23 protein-coding genes and 3 tRNA genes are annotated in these 21797 nt (G+C 41.3%); 5 read left to right on the top strand and 21 right to left on the bottom strand.

Annotation, left to right across the window (positions count from 1 at the left end; genetic code table 11):
* The first annotated feature begins 71 nt into the window (after nt 1-71).
* Together BANH1_RS01445 and BANH1_RS01440 are read left to right on the top strand one after the other, a co-directional pair.
* Nucleotides 72-404 (top strand): hypothetical protein, encoded by a 333-nt coding sequence (locus BANH1_RS01445; RefSeq protein WP_015397664.1) that lies wholly within the window; start codon nt 72-74, stop codon nt 402-404.
* Between the two features lie 974 nt (nt 405-1378).
* Nucleotides 1379-2230 (top strand): outer membrane protein, encoded by an 852-nt coding sequence (locus BANH1_RS01440; protein WP_015397663.1) that lies wholly within the window; start codon nt 1379-1381, stop codon nt 2228-2230.
* A 320-nt stretch (nt 2231-2550) separates the two neighbouring features.
* On the opposite strand, the gene BANH1_RS01435 is transcribed toward BANH1_RS01440, so the two are convergent.
* From BANH1_RS01435 to rplU, 5 genes are all read right to left on the bottom strand, one after another.
* A complete protein-coding gene (locus tag BANH1_RS01435) occupies nt 2551-2748 on the bottom strand; it encodes a hypothetical protein (RefSeq protein WP_041582906.1) in 198 nt (65 codons plus the stop codon).
* Nucleotides 2749-3317: 569 nt separating this feature from the next.
* A complete protein-coding gene (locus BANH1_RS01430; protein WP_015397662.1) occupies nt 3318-5297 on the bottom strand; it encodes a DUF1561 family protein in 1980 nt (659 codons plus the stop codon).
* A 1292-nt stretch (nt 5298-6589) separates the two neighbouring features.
* Nucleotides 6590-6679 (bottom strand) — tRNA-Ser (locus BANH1_RS01425).
* A 41-nt stretch (nt 6680-6720) separates the two neighbouring features.
* A complete protein-coding gene (gene rpmA / locus BANH1_RS01420) occupies nt 6721-6990 on the bottom strand; it encodes a 50S ribosomal protein L27 (protein ID WP_015397661.1) in 270 nt (89 codons plus the stop codon).
* 12 nt (nt 6991-7002) lie between these two features.
* Nucleotides 7003-7485: a 50S ribosomal protein L21 gene (gene rplU, locus BANH1_RS01415; RefSeq protein WP_015397660.1), complete on the bottom strand. Its 483-nt coding sequence runs from the start codon at nt 7483-7485 to the stop codon at nt 7003-7005.
* A gap of 271 nt (nt 7486-7756) precedes the next feature.
* Between rplU and BANH1_RS01410 the strand changes: the two genes are divergently transcribed.
* Nucleotides 7757-7846: transfer RNA gene (locus BANH1_RS01410), tRNA-Ser, on the top strand.
* 47 nt (nt 7847-7893) lie between these two features.
* Here BANH1_RS01410 and BANH1_RS07510 read toward each other — a convergent pair.
* The 7 genes from BANH1_RS07510 to BANH1_RS01395 all read right to left on the bottom strand — a co-directional run bounded on the left by BANH1_RS07510 (nt 7894) and on the right by BANH1_RS01395 (nt 13959).
* Nucleotides 7894-8046, bottom strand: a complete 153-nt coding sequence (locus BANH1_RS07510; protein ID WP_244427665.1) for a hypothetical protein — start codon at nt 8044-8046, stop codon at nt 7894-7896.
* Between the two features lie 117 nt (nt 8047-8163).
* The gene (locus BANH1_RS07505) at nt 8164-8322 is read right to left on the bottom strand and encodes a hypothetical protein (RefSeq protein WP_244427664.1); all 159 of its coding nucleotides are present in this window, start codon (nt 8320-8322) and stop codon (nt 8164-8166) included.
* Nucleotides 8315-8386 carry a hypothetical protein gene (locus BANH1_RS07500; protein WP_244427669.1) on the bottom strand — a complete coding sequence of 24 codons (72 nt, stop codon included), beginning with the start codon at nt 8384-8386 and terminating at the stop codon, nt 8315-8317. Before BANH1_RS07500 ends, BANH1_RS07505 begins: the two co-directional genes overlap by 8 nt.
* Nucleotides 8387-8626: 240 nt before the next feature.
* On the bottom strand, nt 8627-8782 hold the full coding sequence (locus tag BANH1_RS07495) for a hypothetical protein (RefSeq protein WP_244427663.1): 156 nt from the start codon (nt 8780-8782) through the stop codon (nt 8627-8629).
* A gap of 195 nt (nt 8783-8977) precedes the next feature.
* Nucleotides 8978-9187 carry a hypothetical protein gene (locus tag BANH1_RS07490; protein WP_244427662.1) on the bottom strand — a complete coding sequence of 70 codons (210 nt, stop codon included), beginning with the start codon at nt 9185-9187 and terminating at the stop codon, nt 8978-8980.
* 504 nt (nt 9188-9691) lie between these two features.
* A complete protein-coding gene (locus BANH1_RS01400) occupies nt 9692-12826 on the bottom strand; it encodes an efflux RND transporter permease subunit (protein WP_015397659.1) in 3135 nt (1044 codons plus the stop codon).
* On the bottom strand, nt 12823-13959 hold the full coding sequence (locus tag BANH1_RS01395; RefSeq protein WP_015397658.1) for an efflux RND transporter periplasmic adaptor subunit: 1137 nt from the start codon (nt 13957-13959) through the stop codon (nt 12823-12825). Before BANH1_RS01395 ends, BANH1_RS01400 begins: the two co-directional genes overlap by 4 nt.
* A gap of 383 nt (nt 13960-14342) precedes the next feature.
* Between BANH1_RS01395 and BANH1_RS01390 the strand changes: the two genes are divergently transcribed.
* Nucleotides 14343-14419 (top strand) — tRNA-Arg (locus tag BANH1_RS01390).
* Nucleotides 14420-14799: 380 nt separating this feature from the next.
* Here BANH1_RS01390 and BANH1_RS01380 read toward each other — a convergent pair.
* The 4 genes from BANH1_RS01380 to BANH1_RS01370 form a co-directional block, all read right to left on the bottom strand.
* The gene (locus tag BANH1_RS01380) at nt 14800-15090 is read right to left on the bottom strand and encodes a hypothetical protein (protein WP_144050531.1); all 291 of its coding nucleotides are present in this window, start codon (nt 15088-15090) and stop codon (nt 14800-14802) included.
* Nucleotides 15087-15524 (bottom strand): phage antirepressor KilAC domain-containing protein, encoded by a 438-nt coding sequence (locus tag BANH1_RS07590; RefSeq protein ID WP_338022615.1) that lies wholly within the window; start codon nt 15522-15524, stop codon nt 15087-15089. Before BANH1_RS07590 ends, BANH1_RS01380 begins: the two co-directional genes overlap by 4 nt.
* Before the next feature lie 36 nt (nt 15525-15560).
* Entirely contained in the window at nt 15561-15842 is a 282-nt protein-coding gene (locus BANH1_RS07585; RefSeq protein WP_338022614.1) for an antA/AntB antirepressor family protein, read from the bottom strand.
* A 305-nt stretch (nt 15843-16147) separates the two neighbouring features.
* Complete coding sequence (locus BANH1_RS01370; protein WP_015397656.1) at nt 16148-16900, bottom strand: phage antirepressor Ant; 753 nt, start codon at nt 16898-16900, stop codon at nt 16148-16150.
* A gap of 409 nt (nt 16901-17309) precedes the next feature.
* Between BANH1_RS01370 and BANH1_RS01365 the strand changes: the two genes are divergently transcribed.
* The gene (locus BANH1_RS01365; protein ID WP_015397655.1) at nt 17310-17816 is read left to right on the top strand and encodes a hypothetical protein; all 507 of its coding nucleotides are present in this window, start codon (nt 17310-17312) and stop codon (nt 17814-17816) included.
* A 117-nt stretch (nt 17817-17933) separates the two neighbouring features.
* On the opposite strand, the gene BANH1_RS01360 is transcribed toward BANH1_RS01365, so the two are convergent.
* The 5 genes from BANH1_RS01360 to BANH1_RS01335 all read right to left on the bottom strand — a co-directional run bounded on the left by BANH1_RS01360 (nt 17934) and on the right by BANH1_RS01335 (nt 21746).
* A complete protein-coding gene (locus BANH1_RS01360) occupies nt 17934-18146 on the bottom strand; it encodes a helix-turn-helix domain-containing protein (RefSeq protein ID WP_015397654.1) in 213 nt (70 codons plus the stop codon).
* A 301-nt stretch (nt 18147-18447) separates the two neighbouring features.
* Nucleotides 18448-19203, bottom strand: coding sequence for a phage antirepressor KilAC domain-containing protein (locus BANH1_RS01355; protein WP_015397653.1), 756 nt, complete (start codon nt 19201-19203; stop codon nt 18448-18450).
* A 116-nt stretch (nt 19204-19319) separates the two neighbouring features.
* Nucleotides 19320-20624, bottom strand: coding sequence for a class I SAM-dependent methyltransferase (locus BANH1_RS01350; RefSeq protein WP_015397652.1), 1305 nt, complete (start codon nt 20622-20624; stop codon nt 19320-19322).
* A gap of 226 nt (nt 20625-20850) precedes the next feature.
* Nucleotides 20851-21069 carry a hypothetical protein gene (locus BANH1_RS01340; protein WP_015397651.1) on the bottom strand — a complete coding sequence of 73 codons (219 nt, stop codon included), beginning with the start codon at nt 21067-21069 and terminating at the stop codon, nt 20851-20853.
* Nucleotides 21069-21746, bottom strand: a complete 678-nt coding sequence (locus BANH1_RS01335; protein WP_015397650.1) for a lysozyme — start codon at nt 21744-21746, stop codon at nt 21069-21071. Before BANH1_RS01335 ends, BANH1_RS01340 begins: the two co-directional genes overlap by 1 nt.
* Nucleotides 21747-21797: the final 51 nt, after the last annotated feature.

Raw genomic sequence — 21797 nt, 5'->3', positions numbered from 1 at the left:
CTCATATTACGTTTGACCCACGGCAAGACAAGAATCAAATCACGAATTACCTAAAAAACGACGAACGGCAAATGGCAAACTCCAATGGGGAAAATCCCAAACTAAGGGGGCAATATACCAAAAAAATAGCGCGCACTCCAGCCCTGCTTTTAGCCTCTCAATCTAAAAGCCCAAAAAACCATCTTTCCGCACCCACAAAACCGGACGCCGAAAACTTTTTAGGAGAGTCAGCGACTAGCTTCTACATTGATAATATGACAACAATATGTGATGGTTTGATAAATATCTTGAGTACACAGCAAATTAAAGTGCCAAAACAGTCTCCCGTTTGTATATTGGGAACTTTAACGCATTATGTTGTTGCGAATTTTAAAATCCAAAGACAACTTACCGTCCAAGCTTAATGTCGCCTCTAATTGGTTGGCAGGCCTCCATTTCTATCTTAACCTAATGTGCAAAAACTATAATTAAGTGGGGATATGCTGCAGGTCAGGGAATGCGCTGTAAGCCAATTCGAACAAGCACTCAGAAAAGGACTTTACCATTTAGTTTGATAGAGGCACCGATTCATTAAAAGAAAGGAATGGGGGGCACAATAAGATCTGCGTAAATGAGAATAGATTTAGTCTCACAATTTTCCGATTTGGGCTGATTTTGAATCTTTCTGGTTCACTTTGCTGAATTTTTCAAATACATCCGTATAGGAGATTTTCTCAGTAAAACCAAAATGCTGTCCTTTACGTCAAAATAAAAGCAGAGACTGACTGAGAAAAAATCTTCGAACTGTCAGATAATTTGATTCCGCGGAATAAAGATGAAAAATGCTATAAGAGCCACTTTACTATTAAAATTGCCGATAATGTGCTTCTCTAATTCACTCGTTGCTGATGCTCTCCATAGATTGAATGAGAACCAGTTACTTTCTAACGTATTGATTCCATAGGGTAAAAATCCTGTACTTCGTTTTTAAAGGACAGTGTTTTCAAGAAAGGACTGTACCATCGTCAATTAAACTTTAAGGGTTAGTTATTTAACCCCATTATTTGATGATATACCATTTCTTCCCACCTGCTTAACCTAGTGCATACTGTGAAACGAAACAAACACTTAGTATAATGGAACGACGCAAGTAGTGGTAATCGATGTTCGCGGGCAAGTTCTGTTACCTGGATAAACCAGCAACATTATTGACGCTGTTGTTAAAAAATCAAACAGAATTGTAAAACTCGGAGATGTCCATTTTATAGAAGAGTAAAAGAGCCCCACAGAAGATAAGGCTCGTATTTTTTCTGTAATTGTACCATTTTTGCTATAGTCTTTTTTTGATCTATGTGTATAACACCGTGCACTTTATGATATTTAGCTATGGAGCAAATTTATGAATATGAAATATTTAATGATGTCTTCTGTTGTTGCTTTAGTTTCGGCTTCTGCAGCACAGGCGGCAGACGTTGTAGTCCCTCGTCAAACGACGTCGACTATTTCGCCGATTGTTTCTGTCCCTTCTTTTTCTTGGACAGGTTTTTACGTCGGTGGTCAAATTGGCGGTTTTTCAGGTAAAACAAACGTAAGTGCACTCGACTATGACGGCGAATTTGTTTCGCTCGGAAAAGATTTTTCTCCTAAACTTTCCGGTTTTATGGGTGGCTTTTACGCAGGTTCTAATATTGATCTCGGTAGTGGTTTTATTCTCGGTGTTGACACAGATATCGTTTGGGCTAATAAAAAGCGCACAAAAAGCGCATCGATACCAGGAAGTGAGCTTCAAGGGGAAGACGGTGCATTTGCAGCAGGATTATTGGAGGACTTCGGGGTCGATGTTTCTATAGAATCAGGGCACCCTAGTGCTACTGATATAGTAACTAATGATATCACTCTTAAAGAAAAGTGGGCGGGTGCTACACGGGCACGTTTAGGTTTTGCAATGGGCCGTATGATGCCTTACATCGCCGGTGGTGTTGCTTATACACAAGTAAAAGCAGCCTCTTTGATTTCGATAAAAGCCAGAGACGGTAATGCGGTACTTGCTCCTACTCCACTATCAGACGATACGAACACAATGATCGGTTATACTCTCGGTGCTGGTCTTGATTTTGCAATGACTGACAATATCGTAATGCGTGCAGAATATCGCTATTCTGATTTTGGTAAAAAGAAATTCAGTAATGATAACCTGGAACTTAAGTATAAAACCAACGATTTTCGTGTGGGTGTAGCTTATAAATTTTGATGTTTTGTGATCAAATTTTCAAAGAGTCCTATCTCTGATAGGGCTCTTATTCTTTGTAATTATATCATTTTTATTATAAATTTTTGACCTACGCGCACACTGCCCACTTGCTCACTAACAACACTTCCCATAAAACTGATGTAAATTTATTCATTGCTACCATATTGATTTTTCATAGATAAAAGTTCCGTACTTCATTTTTCCGGGTACGGTTTCTTTCAGGAAAAAGTTGTATATAGAAAAAAATGGACTATTTTAGCGAAATGATGTTAATTACGAACAGCAAAAAAGCCCACAAACATTAAGCTTTTGACGATATGCTATTTAGAATGTAAGAAAGTCCATTTTAAGTTAATGGCGAAGCTTAAAGCGTAAAATCGTAGGGCCCTTTTTATTTTTTGATTTAACGCAGAATCTCCTATCGGCCCCGTAGAGACAGGTTCATCCTCAGCTTCGACGCCGGTTGGTGTTGCGTTTACAGCACAGAGTCTGAGCTCAATATAATCCCGATTTGCCATTTCACTTCCATAAACGCCTGTGCCCACACCAGGACTGTGTTATACACGGCCAAATATCGTTAATCTTCCGAGCTACCCTTTTAAAAAATCGCGCCGAGTAAATTTCACTTTGGAGGAAAACAGCTATTTATGTAAATACAGCTTTCATCCTCCACAAAAACTAGGCGATGATATTCCCTTCCGTTATAAGCCTTAATGCGAACGGCCTTATTAATGGACTTATCGGTGAGCTTTTGAAGAACACAGGAACGGAAAAACTTTAGCTACTTTTTTAGAATTGCGCTTCACCCCTAGACCCAAAAATAGAGCTTCATCGCACTTCATTACATGATTAAAACCTAATGCCCAACTTTCAGGCCGCATTTAAAATAAAATTTAGTCGATTTTTAAATAGTTAACCTCGCGTTTCAAAATTTAATAACAGCCCCAAAAATCTATAGTTAGCTTTCTACCAAAACAAGAAAATGCCAAAAACGCCCCCGTTAAAGAATTGTCGATTATGCCTGATGCAGAAGCAATTTTAACAATAAAAACCGCGCACAAAACCATACCGCGGCTTTTTGTTCTTGTTAAAGTAGAGTGCATCTCCCACTCATACATTGATTAAGCAGAGAACTTCTTGGTTCCCGCCCACTTCCTCTTCTTCCTTCTCCTTCTCCGGTACAGTTATTTTGAGAGATTGTGACACTCAGAGGCCGACTCGCCACCCCGGTCAGCTGAACCGTCGCCAAAGCATCATAGGTCACACCTTCTTGATGGGCAATTTGACGCAAAATGGCATCAGAATCGATAAGCGGCGAAAGTTCGAGGGAAAAATCTTGGAAACTCGTCGTATAAGTTGGAAGATTTGCCGGAATGACTATAAGCCCCCCAGAAGAACGCAAAATTGGAACTGCATGCCCGACTCTTCTGCCATCTGGAAGAGTATAGAAAGCGAGTGCAACCCAAATTGTTCCAGCAGGCGCCCTGAGAAGACCCCGGATGGCACTGTGAATAGCAGTTTGACCAATAGCTATAGCCGATAGCGACCAAGTAAAATTCGGCAAAGCGGCCTGCGTTACTGTAGCTGCTGACCTCGCAAGAGCCGTGACAAGATCGTCTGCTTGAGTTAACAAAACACCATCAACGATAACAGAAAGTTGCAACTCCCGGTAAAGCTGACGGGATCTTCGTCTTAATGAAATAAACGGATTAGTGTCAGGAGCCGTATCAAAGAAATACCCCCCACTCGTACGAGGAGAGCCCGGATAACCTTCCTGGAGCTCTGCAATCATCTGAAGAGTTTGTAAAAAGCAGGTACCGCACATCCCTACCAAAACCCAAGAACCATCCGTGCTTGTTGCTATCGCGTAAAGGCGCCTTTTCCATTCCTCGGTAAGTTCAAAATCAGGAGGTAAAGTCCACTTCACTCTTTTTTGGGGCCCAGAAACACTCGGTTCTTTACCGGGAGCCGGGCAGTAAGTAAGCGCTTCTTCCGCGTTCGCCATAACGTAGCGATTCCACCGCTCAATATCGTAGGATAAAACAAACTCAGATTTTGGGGAATTAGCCGTGTCTTGTTTGACATAATCAGGTTTCGCCGTATAAGGCCTCCCCCAATTGGGACCATACTGAGTAATTCTTAATATATTACCGTAACGGTCAAAAATCGGCCCCTCACGTCCGAACAGAAAAGAAACATCCCAGGAGCCTCTATGCTTCTCCTTGAAGACGACATCATAGCAAAATCTCCACTCTACCCAATTCCAATCTTCCGAAGGAGACTGTTCAGAGGACATGCAAGTAAGCAACCCACTAGTAGGAAAATATCTGGCAATATGGCCGTTTTCTGGGTTATAATAAAGGTCAAAGACATCAGATTTAGACCCGTTATCTGAGATATAATACATATCGAAACCCGAGGAAGTCACGAACTTCCAGCCTACTGAAGTCTTGAAGCTCATATTACCAGGAGTTGCGATAGTGCCCACCCAGTGGTCCATTGAGGGATCTAAGGTATGATCATAATAGTCCCCTGCATTTTTCGAGATATAAGCGTACCACCCGTAATCTTTAACACGGAACTTTCCATCGGCCGTATACAAAGCTCTACCCTGAACAATCCAACGCTGATTAGGATCGTTTATAACACAGGGCCTAAGCATAATATAATCCCAATTTGCTGACCCACTTCCGTCAATGCCTGTAACCGAACCTGGGGCCGTCATACATAACCAAACATTTTTAATATTCCAACCTATCCTCTGAAAAACATCATATCTACCAGATTGAACTTTGGAAGAAGAGCAGTTATCGATATAAACGTAGCCACCCACTCTCACAAATACTGGAGCATAACAATATTCCTTTCCCCCACTAACTCTGACACGGATAGATTGATCACTAGGCGTATCGGTGAGCTTTTGAGGAACAGGCGTAGGAACAGGAGCAGCAAAAAGAGAATGAAGAGATAATAAAAATACAAAAAAGAACAGCAAAAACCTTAGATTAGTTTTAGCCGTTAAACGGCAACCGTCTAAATCAACCAACGGAACTTCACTGCGTCTCATTATACATAAGCTCTAACGTCAACAACTCAAGTTACTTCAAGGCGAAAAAGAAGACCACACCGACAGACCGTCCACGAAACAGCGAACGACCCCCCTGCCTGGGCGACGGCGAAAATGCCCCACGCAGGCAATACACCAAAAAATCACACAAACCACCCTCCGACTTTCAGCCTATTAACCTAAAAGCCTGATATAGCTGCACTCAGACACCTGCGGACCGCGAAAAACGGCCCGCACCCCCCATACACAGAAAATAATTTTCAGGGAAACGACCACCTGATTTGTACATTGATAATATGACAAAAATATGTACTGGTTCGATAAATATCTTTGAGTGCGTGGCGGATAAAGCGGTGAATTGGGAGCTTTAACACATTATATGCTTGATATATTTGTCTTTAAAAGTCTAAAGATAACTTATAATTCGGGCTTCATGTTGCCTATAATTGAGTAGCGAATTTCCGTCTTTGCCCCGCCTGATATACCGGAGTTGGTAATTGAGCAGGTGTATGCTGTAGATCAGTTTAGACGAGCGCTCAAAGCGGGATCCACCTGTTTTATTTGACAAGGACTCTAGATTCATTAAAGTAAAGAAGCGAAGCGGGGCAATAGGATCCGCGTAAAACTGGGAATATGTCCACTAACTAAAAGATCGGCGGTATATTATAATATGTTATGGCAGACACGCTCGTATCTTTCTTAATAACTGCGTTATTGCAGCGTTATTATCTCACCTTAATTAATGAGCCTTGCGCCGAGCGTTTAGTTCCATAATTTTCTGATTTGGATTAATTTTGAATCTTTCTGGTTCATTTTGTCGAATTTTGCCAATATATTTTCGCAGAGGATCTTCCGTAGTAAACCCCAGATGTTACCGCCTGCATCAAAAAATGGAAGCAGACATTGGCCAAGAAACTGATACAAAATCTTTAAACTTTCAGATAATCCTTTTCCGTGCAGCGTAAGTGAGAAACGCTATGAGAGCAGCTTCACTGTTAAAATTGTCTATAATGTACATCGCCAACTTACTCGTTAACAATGTTATCTATAGATTAGCTGCAAACTGGTTACTTTTACTTGCTAACACTTTGATTTTTTATGACTAAAAGTTCCGTACTTCATTTTTCAAGGTACGGTATCTTTCGGAAAAAAGCTGTATATAGAAAGAAAAATAGGGAAAATAAGCTATTTTTAGTGAAGCGATGTCAATTACAAGCAGCAAAAAAGCCCGCAAACATTGGGCTTTTGATAATAATGCCATTTAAGACATAAGAAGGTCTATTTTAAATGAATGGCGGAGAGAGAGGGATTCGAACCCTCGATATGGTTTCCCATATACACGCGTTCCAGGCGTGCGCCTTCAACCACTCGGCCACCTCTCCAAAATTCACGTTTACATCATATTCAGAAAAAAGTAACCGATTCACTCTGCTGCTTTTACCGCGGGAACAACCGATACATAAGAACGATTATTAGCCTTTGTACGGAAAGAAACCATCCCATTCAAAAGTGCAAAAAGAGTATGGTCTCTTCCAATGCCAACATTTTCACCAGGATGCCAACGCGTACCACGTTGACGAACGATGATATTCCCGGCAGACACAATCTCACCGCCAAATTTTTTAACGCCGAGGCGTTTCGATTCTGAATCGCGACCATTACGCGAAGAACCGCCAGCTTTTTTATGAGCCACGGGCGCTCTCCTTTAATCTTTTTTGCTTTCATCTGGTGTCACAGTCTTTACTTTGCTTGACACCGCTTTCTTCTTACCAGTCTCTCCAGCGTGTTTTTCAGGAGATGAATGAGCCTCTGTTTTTTTAGGCACCGTCTCTTTCTTTTCAACTGATTTTACAGCCGCTTTTCTTGGCTTTAGACCACTAGCTGAAATCTCTAAAATGCGAATCGCCGTTACTTCTTGACGATGACCACGCGTACGTTTTGAGTTTTGACGACGGCGCTTTTTAAAAGCGACAACCTTACGTGCACGCGCCTGCTCCACGATTTCAGCTGTAACTACAGCATCAGCGAGAACAGGCGCACCAATAATTGCGCTCTCTTCTTCACCGATCATTAACACATCACTAAACTCGACGACATCACCGGCATCACCAACAATCTTTTCGACCCTTAACCGTTGGCCAGCAATAACGCGGTACTGCTTACCCCCAGTCTTAATGACTGCGAACATTTTTTACCCTTTCGCTCGATCCAGATCTCACCTTCCCCCCTGTTTTGTCAACGGGAAAAACGGTCTGCTTTTTATCAGTCTATAAAATTTTAAAAGAGGCAAAAACACCTCCTGCCACATAAGCGCGCGAGCTTCCCCACACACTCACACCCGATATATGATAGAATTTCTATTTTCTGTCAAGAAAGGTGAACAAAAAAGCAAAAAAGGGGGTTGTACTCAAAACAATTGAAGGTTATCTAGCCACCGTGCATTCAAATTACTTTAATATGGAGAGATGGCTGAGTGGTTGAAAGCACCGCACTCGAAATGCGGCATAGGGGCAACTCTATCGGGGGTTCAAATCCCTCTCTCTCCGCCAAAATATTAATTGAAAGCAATTTAAAATCATCACTTACCGCGTCTCGCTTAGATATGCGCCGACGGCTCTGATATCAAATCACCATGATTATTTGCTTTGTTTGCACCACCAATAATTAGTAATAATTCATTCACCCATTCCCTACAAAGCTCAACATCCCATTGATCAAACGAATTAATGTTTATTAAAACACCTTCCATAAAACACGATGTTAATAAAGCGTAATTAAGCAGTTAAAAGCAAAGGGCGTTGATAAATCCCGAATTGACATAATTTTGGTCGATTTTCCTGCAGACTTTTATGAAGCGCCGAATTATTCATTTCACTATTATTGCGCCCTTTTTTACAATAAAATGCCGAGCATCTTCGATACTGCGCTCTTTCATCAAAGCTCCTAACTGCGCCAAACAATTAGCCATCGAAATATCATGCGTACGACATAAATCTGGTCCCATCCCCTTTTGCAAATCAAACAAATTCCACAGGAACAAAGCCTAGCGCTTGATGTAAAAATTGGAAAACAGTGTGCTGCCCGTTCATTCCCAAATCACTCCAAATAGCTAAAACTACTGGAAAAAGTTACCAATTTGCCAACTGAAGGAATATGCCTACTATTTTACCCCATATATAGCTGCTTCAAATAAGCTGGAAAGCCCGCTAAACACCGTGCTTACGGAATAACAGAATGCGGCGAATAACCACAAATTAACACTATGCTAAAATCCTAAAAGAGCAAACTCTGATAGGAATCTTTTTATTTAAAGGCGCATTCTCCAAATGCTAACCTATTTGCTGAGCACCTTCAAAAGATTGGAGAAAATTTTGGCTATCTATCGCAAAAATGACTAAATCAATTGCTGGCCAAACCGAATAATGCCCTCCTACTCGACCATGAAATTCAAAAATTTTCGAAGAATCTACACAAAATTCTTTCATTATCAATAATACTCGAAACGGCGACAAAATGCATTCTTACCGCCTTTTCTTCCGAGTGCGAACTAATCCACCGATGCGCAGTCCAGGCATGTTCTATTGTCTAAGTTGTAGCAAATTTTTTAGAAAAATAATAATGAAGTGTTATTTCTGGCTCTAAATTCTGTGAGGATATCGGCAATATGTGTGCTGACTGCATTAAAAATAAAGTGATATTGTAGCATCATGATAAGACTCTAAAGCAGCGGCAACCGTCAAAGGCCCAATATTAGATCCTCCATTACCAATATTCGTAATATCATCTATCTTTTCACCACTATTCTCTTTGTAGCTACTATAGCGGACCATTTCCGAATTTTTTTCCATGTGAGAAAGAACGACCTGGATAAGATCACACTCATCTAGCAAAAGACCTCGCCAGTGAACAAATATAACATAGTATGAAGCGCTGGATATTTTCAGCCATATTAATTATCTCACCCGAAAATACCGCCTCATGGCCTTTCTGACACCTGCGTAGTGACGGCAAGGTCATATAAAATCTTATATATAAGGCATTATTCCACGTTTCACAAAATCAAAAAGGAGATCATTGAGTTTCGGAGAAAAATGGCTAAAACGCCGTTCATCTTCGGTAAAATACCGGCCGATATCACGAACCTGCCCCCTAAGCCGTTTTTTGAAGCTTTAAACCCTACACTAAAAGAAAAGCTCTTTAAACGTGAAGCATAAATCCTGTCTCTCATAGTCACTTATAATTGTATATCAAAGAAATTAAAAGAGCCATTCCTTCCTGGCGGTACATATATACCCCTTACACACAAAATGAAATACCGCCGAAATTAGAGATAAGGTTCTAAAGTGATACGCTTAAAAGCCTCGATAATCATCTCATTCCTTAATTCAGAAAGATCATTTAGCTTGGCCTAGTTCTCTGGCTAAACGCGCGGCTTCTTCTGCTTTCGGCTTTATAAAACGTCCAAGAAAAAGGTAAACAACCGGTGTTACGTAAAGAGTAAAAATAGTTGCTAAACCTAAGCCACCGACAATAACCCAACCTAAAGCTATGCGTGCCTCTGCACCAGCACCTTTTGCTAAAATCAGCGGAATACCACCCAAAATAGCGCAAATCATCGTCATAGAAACTGGACGGAGACGAACATTAGCCGCTTCTTCTGTAGCTTCACGCACACTTTTACCTTGATTGCGCAGTTGATCTGCAAATTCAACAATCAGAATACCATTTTTAGCCATAATACCAATTAACAAAATCAAGCCGATTTGGCTGTAGATATTGAGACTGATACCGCTCAAAAGCATAGCAATTACTGCGCAACCAAGCCCCAATGGCACGGTAGCTATTATAATAAACCCTGAAATAAAACTCTCAAACTGCGCCGCTAAAATCAATAAAATAATCAAAAAAGAAATTCCAAAGGCAACCATTAGACTAGAAGATGTTTCACCAAGTGTTGCGGCTTCTCCCAGTGGAATGATATAATTTCCCTCTGGTAACAATGAAGAAGCAATTTTTTCTACAGTCTGATAAGCACTTCCTAAAGCAACTCCAGGAGCAAGATTGGCACTTAGAATAACCGCACTCATGCGTTCCTCTCGTTTTAATTGAGGTGCGATGGCTTTTTCACGCAAATCTGCAACAACCGACAAAGGAACATATTTGCCCTCCTTTGTTTTCAAGAAGATATTCTCTAAACCAGCGGGATCGCCTATAGGATTCTTACGCGATGTAAGCTTAACGTCATAAGAGTGGTCGTCTATATAAACAGAACCAATTTTTTTCCCGTCTAACATTGCCTGTAATGTATCACCTAAATTGAAAATATTAATTCCTAAATCAGAAGCTTTTTCTCTGTCGATCTCTATAAAAAACTGCGGCTGCGTTGCATCAACAGTCAAACGTGGACGGATAAAATGAGAATCAGCTCGCAGGGCGTTAAGAAGCTTATCAGCGGATGACTGTAATTGCGCGTAATTATCCCCAAGAACTGCAAACTGCAATCCTTGGCCGTTTGCGGAAACCCCTAAAGAATTACCTTGTACGGTAAATGCAAATACCGCAGGAAATCGTCTAACTTTCGCATTAATCTCCTTTACAATCTCTTGTTGACTACGCGAACGCTTATCCCACGGTGAAAGCAACAAAATGAGAAAAGCACTATTAGATGAATCATTTACACCCGCTATGGAGAAACTATTAATAATCTCCCCAGAATCACGCAATGGTTTTAAACTAGCTTCAATTTGCTCAACCTGCTCATTCAAATATTGTGTCGAAATGCCCTGTGGCCCACTAATTACCAAAAAAACAGCTGCTCTATCCTCTGCTGGCGTCAATTCATGCTGTAATTGCGTGTATCCAGCGGCACAAAGACCGAAAAAAATAAGTGAAGCAAATATAACAGTCCAAGGTCGCTCCAAACACCGGTGTAGACTGTAAGTATAATATTTTCCGAAAAAAACACCCAATTTATCAAAAAGGGCAAAATGGTGTGCACCCTCTTCGTTCCCCTCAACATGCTCTTTAAGAAAGCGCGAAGCGAGCATAGGGCAAAGAGTTAAAGCAACAATTGCAGAAAGCAAAACAGCGATCGCCAACACAAAACCAAATTCTCTGAAAAGCCCCCCAATTTGTCCAGGAAGAAAAGAAATAGGTACAAAAACAGCTACCAAAGTAAATGTTGTTGCCAAAACAGCAAAAAATACTTCTCGTGTTCCAAATACTGCTGCTGACCGGGAACCAAATCCCATATTACGCCACCGAACAATATTTTCGAGAACGACAATTGCATCATCCACAACAAGTCCCGTTGCCAAAACAAGCCCCAAAAATGTAAGAATATTCAAAGAAAAACCCGCAAGATAAATCGCAGCGATCGTTCCAATTAGAGCTACTGGGATAGATAAAGCAGGAATAAACGTTACCCGAATATCTTTGAGAAAAAGAAAAATAACAAAAATAACGCTAATAACAGCGATAATTAATGCCACCTCGACTTCGTGAAGAGCACTTTTGATAAAAATGGCATCGTCACTAATAATGCTTACATCCACAGAAGGAGGAAGGATAATTTTGATGTGCTCAAGAATTTTTTGGATATTTTTAGAAATATTAATGGTGTTGGATTGCGCTTTGCGCACGATACCTAACCCAATCCCCGGTTTTCCGTTTACACGAAAAATCATCGTTTCTCTATCAGGAGATAAAGTAACATGCGCAACATCGCCGACACGTACATGAGGTTTTAATACGACCTGTTCGAAAGCCTCCGGAGTTGTCAAGCGAGCAGTGGCACGTACAATCAGAGTCTGCTCAGAATTGCGTAATGATCCTACAGGTGCATCGGTGGTCATATCAGAAAGGACACGCGCAACATCTGCCACAGTTAATCCATAGCTAGCAAGCTTCGCCTGATCGACATCAATTTGGAAAATCTTCGCACGAGCACTGTAAACCTGCACGTCACCAACGCCATCGACAGAAGACAGAGCCTCAATGATCTGATCATCCACAACGGTTGTCAAATCGTCTATACTCATTACCGGTGAAGTAACAACCAAATACATCATTGCAGAAGCATTTGAATCTGCCTTAATAATCAGAGGTGCATCTGCGTCTTTCGGTAAAGAATGGGCAACGCGAGAAATAGCATCACGAATATCAGACGCAGCAATATTCAAATCAACACCGACATTAAATTGGATCACTACACGAGAACGACCAAAAGAAGAAGTTGAAGAAATAGTTTTAACCCCTGAAACACGGGCAACTGCGTCTTCTATAACCTTCGTAATTTCACGGTCAATTGTTTCTGCTGATGCACCAGAAAAAGTTGTCACAACCGTTGTTACTGGCATGTCAACATCGGGCAATTCACGAACATCGACACTCATCCACGCAGCGAGCCCTGCAATTACAATCATAGCATTTAAGACAAAAGTAAAAACCGGCCTACGAATGAAAAATGCCATCATCCCGCCTTGTTCTGACTTTATCAGCGATTGTCCAGTTTCGACTTTTTGATTCATCGTGCGTCCTGCTCATTAGCTTTTGGTGATTTTTGCCGAGAGGTTTCTGAATCATCCACAGTAACGGAGCTGCCAGGGTGGAGCATTTGTACCCCCTGAATGACGATTTGATCACCGTTTTTTAGAGGAGCTTTCACAAATACCTTGTCTCCTTTGTGCTGAATGATTGATACTGGAACATATTCTGCTTTCCCTTCTTTTACACGCCAAACAAATGACCCTTTTCTATCCCATTGAACTGCAAGAGGATCAACAGCGGGAAAAGAGCCGTCGCAAAATTGGGACATAACGGAAAAAGACATGCCAGATATGAGCATATCCTTCTCATTCTGGATTTCGACTTGGGCGTGCAATGTGCGGCTTCCTACGTCGACTACATTATCGAAGGCGTAAATATGACCAACGAAGGTCTTGTCTGGCTGCGCTATTAAAGTTGCGGTTACTTTATCCCCTATATGAATGCGCGACGCGTATCGCTCAGGCGCCCATATATCAACTAAAATGCGTTCTCTATTTTCAATACGGCCTATCACCGTATCGGAAGAAACAGCGTTCCCTACATCAATAGGCAAAATACCAACGACCCCGCTAATTGGCGTACGAATCATTCTCCGGTTAAGCGCTAAATCAGCATCGCGTAAAGCCAAATTTGCGTTATCTAACTCCAAACGCGCAGAAATTTCCTGGACCTCTGTCGCTGTATTGGTAGCACGTAACTTAAGGACACGCGAAAGCGTTAATGCACTATTATCGCGTTGCACCTTTGCTCTTGCAGCCGCTATTTCTTCCTTTTCAGAGTCAAGCTTTGCAATTAAATCACCCTCTCGCACTTTTGCTCCGGCCGACACAAAAAGTTTGTCAATAATGCCCTTTGACCAAGGCGTTAATTCCACTGCAGCAATAGCCCGTCCACTACCAATAGCAGTGAACTGTTCACAAAAATTTTGAACCGTAACACCGCCAACAACAACATTTGTTGGTGGTCTTCCCGCTGGAATTTTTGATGTTTTCTGTAGTTTACTGATTGTCTTATCCACCGTAGGGACAGATCGTTTCGATTTGAATCCAAAGTAAGCAGCCAGCAAAACAATAACTAAAAGCGCTAATGGAATAATCTTTCTCAGTGACCCCATAATAATCTACCCCTGCTTCGTAATTATATGCAAATTTTCTTGAAATAGTCTTAAACAGCAAAATACCCAAGTTTTACATAAAACCGGATCGGCAGATAGCATATTAGACCCCAACCGCGAAAATATTTTTCACCTACTCTGGATTACCTCTCGTGGATTAAATCGTCAAGTTACCGATCGTTCATGTTGAATTTTTCAGCCAATTTCAGCGAGAAGGCAGGATATAGCAGTCCAAAAAACTTGAAATATACGGTAATCTTCTGACGAAAGCATACTATATACTGCCGGATAAAATTTTTACTTTCACTAAGTTTCGCTTGCAATTCATCAATGAAACGGTTAGGAACCCCGTATCTTCATAGCATAGAGGACTTAAAGCTTACGCACCCGTAGCTCAGCTGGATAGAGCACCAGACTACGAATCTGGGGGCCGGGAGTTCGAATCTCTTCGGGTGCGCCATACTCTTTTATATTAATGATAACGTACTGAATTTTAATAATATTTTTTTAGGTTAGGGATCCCTAAATCCAAGGTAAGGGAATAGGATCAAAGTTTCAGAAGCCACCTTTTGATATGAGTGAGGCAGTTATCAATTGCATCAATGAACTGTGATATCGCAAGCGTGAATGCTAAAAAACATAATATAATCCATTTCAACATCCACGTAAGCAGCTTGAATTTTTCGTAATGACCTAAAAAATCAAGTAAGAGCCTGAACTCTTTTTCATTGAGCTTTTGGATATCTTTTTCACGAGTGATTCTATCCTTCTCTTCCATGCATCACCTCATAAAAAAAGCCCCCAAAATGGAGGCCGGTGTTGATATAATTGATTATGAACTTATGCGCACTTCTTGATCTGTACGCTCTTCTCAAGCTGTAAGCTCTCTAAAATAGGGTAACAACGCGATATCAATTCACCATTGCCATAGGTCGTATCGGCAATAATGAGTTTCATTAAGTCCTCGGTTGTTGAATCGCCGTCGACGACTCCCCTCATTTTAACTACGACGTTGTTCATAGCTTTTTGGATATCAACAAACAAATCATCGTATAGGCGGGCAACTTTGCGACATTCATCTAAATATTCGCACAAAGTAAAGAGTTCATCTATTCTCTTTTTACTCATCATACGGCCTCCCTCAGCGTTGAATTTCCTGAAAGAATCTCCGATAAACGCGCTAGTCCCTTTGAAGTAACACGCGCATCTGAGACAATCTTCTCAGAACCATCAGGACGGCTGATGACTTTCGTAGGACAGTCCATGAGCCCTGACTGTATCTTCTCCTGGTAAGGAATATAAGGAGTGCTCCCCATGCGCCTGTAGATCCATTGATTCTGTGATAGATAGGAAAACAGACGTTTGGGGCTGGTCCCTAATATCTTAGCAGCATCTGTAATGCACATAGTACCATCTGCCCTTGTTAAGTGTTCATAGGCTGCAACCTTGGGCTCTTGCTCTTTAACCTTGCTTTCTAGGGCAATGACTTTTTCAACATTATTCAAGAGCAAAGTCTTTAGATGGTTCGGATCATTTAAAATCTCCTGGACATTTGTAGGAGCCATGGCCCGACGTTCACACTCAATGAAGTATTGTCGCGCTTACTTGCCCTTCTCGTTACGCTCGACCATGGATAGCTCTTTCGCCATATTTAGTGAGAGGTAGTATTCCATGCTTGGACGGCCTCCTGAGGGTTTTACTAAAATTTTAGTAAAACTTATAAAGTCCTTATTTTCTTGGAAATTATATTCGTTAATGCGGTTTTTAATCCAATCATTAAAGCGAGTTGGTACCTCTAAAAACGCGTGCAGATCACGCGCATTCACCGTTTGAACAGTCTCCTGCCCAAGCGTTTGCTTTGATATTGTAATGAGATTTTTCATTTTAAAATCCTAGATAGTTAAATGTTTTCTATTGAGATACTCAGAGGAGTATCGGGTGCTAGAAAACACGGCTACTAGGACCCGTCGTTATGCTTTCCCCGCAAAAGCAGGTATTATATGGCATAACCACACCCGACAGAGACCATTAACGCACAAAGTACGCGCAGAGTCAAAATTATCACGGAGAGAGATTATTTCGGTAATCTATCCGCCTAGTTTTTTGCAGTGTTTTCTAAGCACTTGCCCTAGGGAATCACATTAGAAAACGTTTGTCAACAATTATTTAGAAAAAAAGTTTTAGGCACTCAGTGAAGCATCTGCACTGACGAATCTCCTGATAAAGCCTCCGCTAAACGTGCCAGCCCCTTTGAAGTAACACGTGCCTGAACAGCGATCTTCTCACTTCCGTCACCACGGCTGATAGTCGTCGTAGGGCAATCCATGAGGCCTGACTGTATCTTCTCCTGGTAAGGAATATAAGGAGTGCTCCCCATGCGCTTATATATCCATTTATTCTGCGACAGATAGGTGAATAGATCTCTCGGTCTTACCTCTAAGGCTTTAGCTGCATTAGTGATACACATGGTACCATCTGCCCTGGTTAAGTGCTCATAGGCTGCAACCTTGGGCTCTTGCTCTTTAACCTTGCTTTCTAGGGCGATGACTTTTTCGACATTATTCAAGAGCAAAGTCTTTAGATGGTTTGGGTCGTTTAAAATCTCCTGGACATTTGTAGGAGCCATAGCCTGACGTTCACACTCAATGAAATATTGTCGTGCTTGCCTGCCCTTCTCGTTACGCTCGACCATGGATAGCTCTTTCGCCATATTTAGCGAGAGGTGATATTCCTTTAATACTACATTTTGACGTTCGCCAATTTTGGCGAGCGTTAAAGTATAATCGCTCCCTTCTGTAAATTCGTATTTGCTGATACGGTCTTTAATCCAATTAGAAAAGTCTTTCCCTATTTCCAAGAACGCATGCAGATCACGCGCATTCACCGTTTGAACAGTCTCCTGCCCGAGCATTTGCTTTGATATTGTAATGAGATCAGCCATAATAGGCCTCCTTGTTGTTTAAATGTTTTTCATGAAGACAACCTAGAAGGTTGCCGGGCGCTGAAAAACACGGCAACAAGCCCGTCGTCACGCTTTCCCCATAAGGGTATTGTATGGCGTAACCACACCCGGCAAGACTATTAATGCACGAAAGCGCGCAAAGAGTCAAAATCATCGCGGAAGAAAGTTGATCGGAACTCACCCGCTTGTTGCTATAGTGTTTTTCAAGCACCTTCCCCTTAAGGAATCACATTAGAAAATATTTGTCAATAAGTATTTTTTGACAATAAAATTGGTAGATATATTTGTAAAATAGTTTAAAATTATCAGTCAGTTAGTTTTATTATTAAACGTTACTAGCGCAATATTCTAGCTTAAGAAATTTCACATAAATAGATTGGAGATCTTGATGAAGAAAAGTCATAAGATTATTTCCCGTTTCATTTTACTAACATCTATTTTTGCAGCTTTTTTCTTTAAAGCACAGATGACTGATACAACAGTACAAACTCTTGTGATGTTCTTCTTTACCACACTCATCTTCTACATGATCTCGATCGCCATTTTATATAAATCATCCTACCTCAAAAGCGTGCATAAGTACGTAGATAAAAAGTTGCAGAAACGCGGCACATATATTCTAAAATCTTATTTGCTTACCAGTGGCCGTTTGTCCATTTTTTCTATTACATCGATTACTCTTTTTACGGCATTCGCAACCAAAGATACTAGTGGCGTATTAAACACGAAGATTCCCTCGTTAACTGTACCTTTAACAAATACAGCACTGGACTTGAATCTATTGTTAAGCTCCGGCCTATTTGGAAGTGCCGCGCTCAACATTTTTTACATGCGGCTTTTGATGAACGCCATTATTAACGGTATGGTTGAAGAGGCCAAAGGAAAGGCCGCCTAAATCATTCACCCCAAATTTGGGGAGAGCTACCGTGCTCGATCAAAATTGTACGGATTTCCCGGAAAACCTCTGTCTCTCCAAAATTGGATGGACAGCCATAAACATCTAATTCGTGCCTCACAATATCTCATCATCGACTTGAACCGTAAGCCCTAGCGCACGGATAACCAACAGGGCCTTGCCAAGGTGACAAGATGCTTTCCCTCGTTCCAATTCACGAATAAAACGCTCCCCAGCACCACCTACACCCGACAGTTGCCGTTGTGTAAGGCCTTGCATTTTTCGTGTTTGCCGAATAAGGCTTCCTAATCTTTGAACTGTCTCGTCCATTAACTTTCAACTCGTGCTCATTAAGCTTAATTTATCTTTATACACTTCAATCCTTCATGAGGCTTTAGAAATAACATCTTCGTAAAATAATATTTCTGAGTATAACTCAAGATTTGATGGGCTGAGAAGAGGCATTTACTCGTTATTTTAAAATGAACCCGTTCGGTACTATTTTATCAAAAATGGGGGTGTTTTTAGTGAATTCGTCCCGTTCGGGTTCATTTCATAAAAGCCGGTTTAAATAGATGCCCCCAAATGGGGGCCGGTGTTAAATAATTAACATAAACTTATTTTCTTCTACTCATTGGATTGCCCTCCTGGCTGAAGAAGTTCTCGAAAAAAACTCCGCTAAACGCGCTTTACCTTTTGCTGTAAGGCGCGGCTCTATAGCAATCTTCTTAAAACCGTCCGCGTTTCTGACAGATATCACGCGACAATCCATATAGCCTAATTGTATTTTATCTTGGTAAGGGGCGTAACGGCCATTCACTTTTCTCCTATATATCCATTTGCCTTTTTCAAGATAGGAGAACAGATATCTAGGAGTTATCCCTAATGCTTTGGCTGCATCTGTAATGCATGTGCTACCGCCTATCCTGGTTAAATGTTTATAGGCTGCAACCTTGGGCCTTAAATTTGCAATCACCATATCCTTCTTAGCACTTTCTTCTCGCAGATGCGTGACAACACCGAGAATCAACTTAGGATCAGAATAGTCAACCGCTAAGCTCTGTCGCTTTGATGCATTTTCTAACTCTTGCCAACGGTCAATAATTTTTCCTCTCAATGTTTCATTGTATCCTGAAACAACTTTTAGTGTGTCCAATTTACTTAGGTCGTAAACCTTAGTTGGCCGACCGCCATTGGGAGAAAAATAATCTCTCAGAGTTTTACGGCTTTCCCGTAAAACCCCTTTCTTAAACAATCTTTCTATGGTTTCAATGACTTGATTGTGCCTAGTGTTGCATACTTCCGCGATTTCACGGCTAGACATGGTGAGAGGCGTATTTACATTTTCAATTTTCGGTTCACATGGAATCATGTTACGATCATTCATATTGTTAATCCTTTCTAAGGGTTGTGATATTGAAGCGTTAGAGGGAGTTTTCGTGAACATAGCCTCTAACGCTTTTTTGAAAATTTTGATTATTTCAAGAACTACACCTCACTCAGTCAAAGTTTCTGCATAATGAGGACATATTCGTTCTTCATGGAACCAGGCATACGTTTGCTTGGAATGTTTCTTTCTAGAAGATGGACTTTTCTTAAACCTAGTCTTTCCAAAAACTCTTTTACAATCTTATCCAGGGGGATGCTGACCGAACTGATAGATCTATTTCCAAGAGTAAACATCATGAATCCACCATGACTAAGCGTCTTGACAATCCTTTGTAAGGATAAAAATAAATCATAAGCGAACATAATAAGCTTCCGCTCTCCCCTTTTGGCTTTCTGAATAAGCAAGGTGGTGATTCTTTTAAGACTAGGTGATTGTTTTTCTACCCAAAAGCGGCGTAAATCCCACTCCCCTAATTTACCTCCCAAACTCACGCTATCTATCGCCGATTGAGAGCAAATCAAATTGTCATCAAAGGACGCACCTATATCCCCTAAATTTATAAACTGTAGCGGTAAATAGGAATATTGCCCATAGGTGATGGTCGTTGCATTGTCCCCGTAAGGCGGAGACGTAATAACCAAATCCGCTTTAACAGTCTCAGGTAAATGACGCACATCCTGAATATATAATTCATTTTTCAGTGATAATTCATCTTGTTTTACGTACCCATTCTCGCTCAGCTCGTTCCAAAATTTTACTTTAAGTTTAATATTGAGAGTGCATTTTTTAATAAAATCACGAAAAATACCCTCGGCTGTGTAAAGCGATTTGTCTTTTCGGATATGAAGCTTGTAGGTAGAAAGGCGGGTATTACTATATTTGCGAATAATATCCACCATGGCAATCCATAAAAACCGCCTGCACCAGACTAACTCTTGTTGATTTATGAAATGGCGTATTTTTGATAAGGCCTTGAGGGCATCTTCATCAAACCATTTGTCCGCTCCCTTAAAGCAGCATAGATCAAATGACACATTTTCTTTCTGCAAATTTTGCTCAATATCTTGAATGATCTTCTCGATCTTACTTTGATCAAAAAAGTCCGCTTTAGATTTGCAACAAAGAATAGCCAGGGGATTTACATCTGTCCCGATAAAATTCTTTCCTCTCAAAAGGGCCTCTGCCAAAACCGTACCTGAACCGACAAAGGGATCATAGATTGTTTTGATTTTAGGATTTACCTGCAGCAGAAGATCAATCAATTCCGCCTGCATTTGCGGGACCATCATAGCGGGATAAGCCATGAGAGCATGACAATGCTCACGCCGTGACCGCCTCCCTCTGAAATCCCAATAATCCTCGTTTCGAGCAGAGATTGATTCAAACTTCTCTGCAACAGAATGGTCCGGTCTGTGCATGAAATAATCTTCCTTAAAGGTGCGGTTGCATGTTCGTTATTATTGCACAAAAATGCAATAATAATCAATAAGTTAAAAGATTTTTTCACTAGATTTCCACCCACAAATCCTGGCTCCCTGGGTGTTATGCTTTAAGATTTGGCGGGCTAAGGAGAGGCTCATATCAGCCACATCCTTTGATGTTGAATAAATCGGAAACCACCCTATGCAAGACGAAGACGGCACTCTATTTGTCGCGCACCCATTTAAGCAGATTAGAGCGCACGCTATTATCGTCCATTTGATCAATTTCATGATCAACCTCCAGTCTTATTTGCGCGGCCTTTAAATCAGCCTGGCTTTGTCTATCCCGCTCTTTCTCCCGTCCAAGCTTAAAGATCTTGAAGAAGGCCATAAAAAAAGCGGCTAATGCCGCACTTATCATCAGCAGATAGTTTTTCACCATTATGCTTCCTTCAAGCGCTTCATCGTGGCCCACAATCCGAAACCAACACCTGCAAGCGTCAAGGCTAAAAACGCATAGCGCATTATATCCAGATTACCGATGAAAGGCTCTAGCTGGTGAGCTGCCTCAGAACATGTAGATCCCAAAAGCCCTAAACCCGCAACGATGGCCGATTTCCCCTCACCTGTCTTATGGAGGCGTTGACGTTCAGGTTCTGCACACTCAACACATTGTGATGCGATAAAGGAGCCCTTAGACCACAAGCCTATTTCCGCAGCACGGCGATTGATTAAGCCTTGCGATCTTTTTCCGGAGCAATACACCCACCGATTGAGCTGTCCGGGCACACAGTCGTAATCACCTTGATTGAGCTTCTTAACCAGGGTAGATTCTTTGAAAGCAGCTACACCAATATTGAACGCAAAGGAAACGAGGGCGGCAAACTGGTTGTCGCTCAACTCCACCTTGACTGCTTCATGAACAGCCCGTTCAAAGCCTATGAGATCCTTTTTCAAAAGCGCATCAGCTTGCTTAGCCGTGATCGTCTCCCCCTCCTTAACATTCTCTGTATGGCCGTAACCAATGGTCCAAACTCCTCCAATATCTCGGTAGGATTCAAGCCGTAAACCTTCCCACCTCTTGAGAGCTTCAATGCCGTCTTTATTGATTTTTCGCATAAATGCCTCCTGCCTTCGAATAGAATTGTCTTGATTATACTTGATTACAGA

Origin of the sequence: Bartonella australis AUST/NH1, assembly GCF_000341355.1 — a bacterium.
Classification (GTDB): domain Bacteria; phylum Pseudomonadota; class Alphaproteobacteria; order Rhizobiales; family Rhizobiaceae; genus Bartonella; species Bartonella australis.
Note: the sequence above shows the minus strand (reverse complement) of the source record. Positions and strands in the feature narration are given on the sequence as shown.

What these genes read in the sequence shown, in the direction of transcription:
- BANH1_RS01395 (WP_015397658.1), bottom strand. Translation starts at nt 13,959, where the DNA reads ATGGGGTCACTGAGAAAGATTATTCCATTAGCGCTTTTAGTTATTGTT.
- BANH1_RS01430 (WP_015397662.1), bottom strand. Translation starts at nt 5,297, where the DNA reads ATGAGACGCAGTGAAGTTCCGTTGGTTGATTTAGACGGTTGCCGTTTA.
- BANH1_RS01440 (WP_015397663.1), top strand. Translation starts at nt 1,379, where the DNA reads ATGAATATGAAATATTTAATGATGTCTTCTGTTGTTGCTTTAGTTTCG.
- BANH1_RS01365 (WP_015397655.1), top strand. Translation starts at nt 17,310, where the DNA reads ATGAAGAAAAGTCATAAGATTATTTCCCGTTTCATTTTACTAACATCT.
- BANH1_RS01400 (WP_015397659.1), bottom strand. Translation starts at nt 12,826, where the DNA reads ATGAATCAAAAAGTCGAAACTGGACAATCGCTGATAAAGTCAGAACAA.
- BANH1_RS07590 (WP_338022615.1), bottom strand. Translation starts at nt 15,524, where the DNA reads ATGGCTCCTACAAATGTCCAGGAGATTTTAAATGATCCGAACCATCTA.
- BANH1_RS01335 (WP_015397650.1), bottom strand. Translation starts at nt 21,746, where the DNA reads ATGCGAAAAATCAATAAAGACGGCATTGAAGCTCTCAAGAGGTGGGAA.
- BANH1_RS01370 (WP_015397656.1), bottom strand. Translation starts at nt 16,900, where the DNA reads ATGGCTGATCTCATTACAATATCAAAGCAAATGCTCGGGCAGGAGACT.
- BANH1_RS01350 (WP_015397652.1), bottom strand. Translation starts at nt 20,624, where the DNA reads ATGCACAGACCGGACCATTCTGTTGCAGAGAAGTTTGAATCAATCTCT.
- BANH1_RS01380 (WP_144050531.1), bottom strand. Translation starts at nt 15,090, where the DNA reads ATGATGAGTAAAAAGAGAATAGATGAACTCTTTACTTTGTGCGAATAT.
- BANH1_RS07585 (WP_338022614.1), bottom strand. Translation starts at nt 15,842, where the DNA reads ATGAAAAATCTCATTACAATATCAAAGCAAACGCTTGGGCAGGAGACT.
- BANH1_RS01435 (WP_041582906.1), bottom strand. Translation starts at nt 2,748, where the DNA reads ATGGCAAATCGGGATTATATTGAGCTCAGACTCTGTGCTGTAAACGCA.
- BANH1_RS01340 (WP_015397651.1), bottom strand. Translation starts at nt 21,069, where the DNA reads ATGGTGAAAAACTATCTGCTGATGATAAGTGCGGCATTAGCCGCTTTT.
- BANH1_RS01360 (WP_015397654.1), bottom strand. Translation starts at nt 18,146, where the DNA reads ATGGACGAGACAGTTCAAAGATTAGGAAGCCTTATTCGGCAAACACGA.
- BANH1_RS07510 (WP_244427665.1), bottom strand. Translation starts at nt 8,046, where the DNA reads ATGGAAGGTGTTTTAATAAACATTAATTCGTTTGATCAATGGGATGTT.
- BANH1_RS07495 (WP_244427663.1), bottom strand. Translation starts at nt 8,782, where the DNA reads ATGAAAGAATTTTGTGTAGATTCTTCGAAAATTTTTGAATTTCATGGT.
- BANH1_RS01355 (WP_015397653.1), bottom strand. Translation starts at nt 19,203, where the DNA reads ATGAATGATCGTAACATGATTCCATGTGAACCGAAAATTGAAAATGTA.
- rplU (WP_015397660.1), bottom strand. Translation starts at nt 7,485, where the DNA reads ATGTTCGCAGTCATTAAGACTGGGGGTAAGCAGTACCGCGTTATTGCT.
- BANH1_RS01445 (WP_015397664.1), top strand. Translation starts at nt 72, where the DNA reads ATGGCAAACTCCAATGGGGAAAATCCCAAACTAAGGGGGCAATATACC.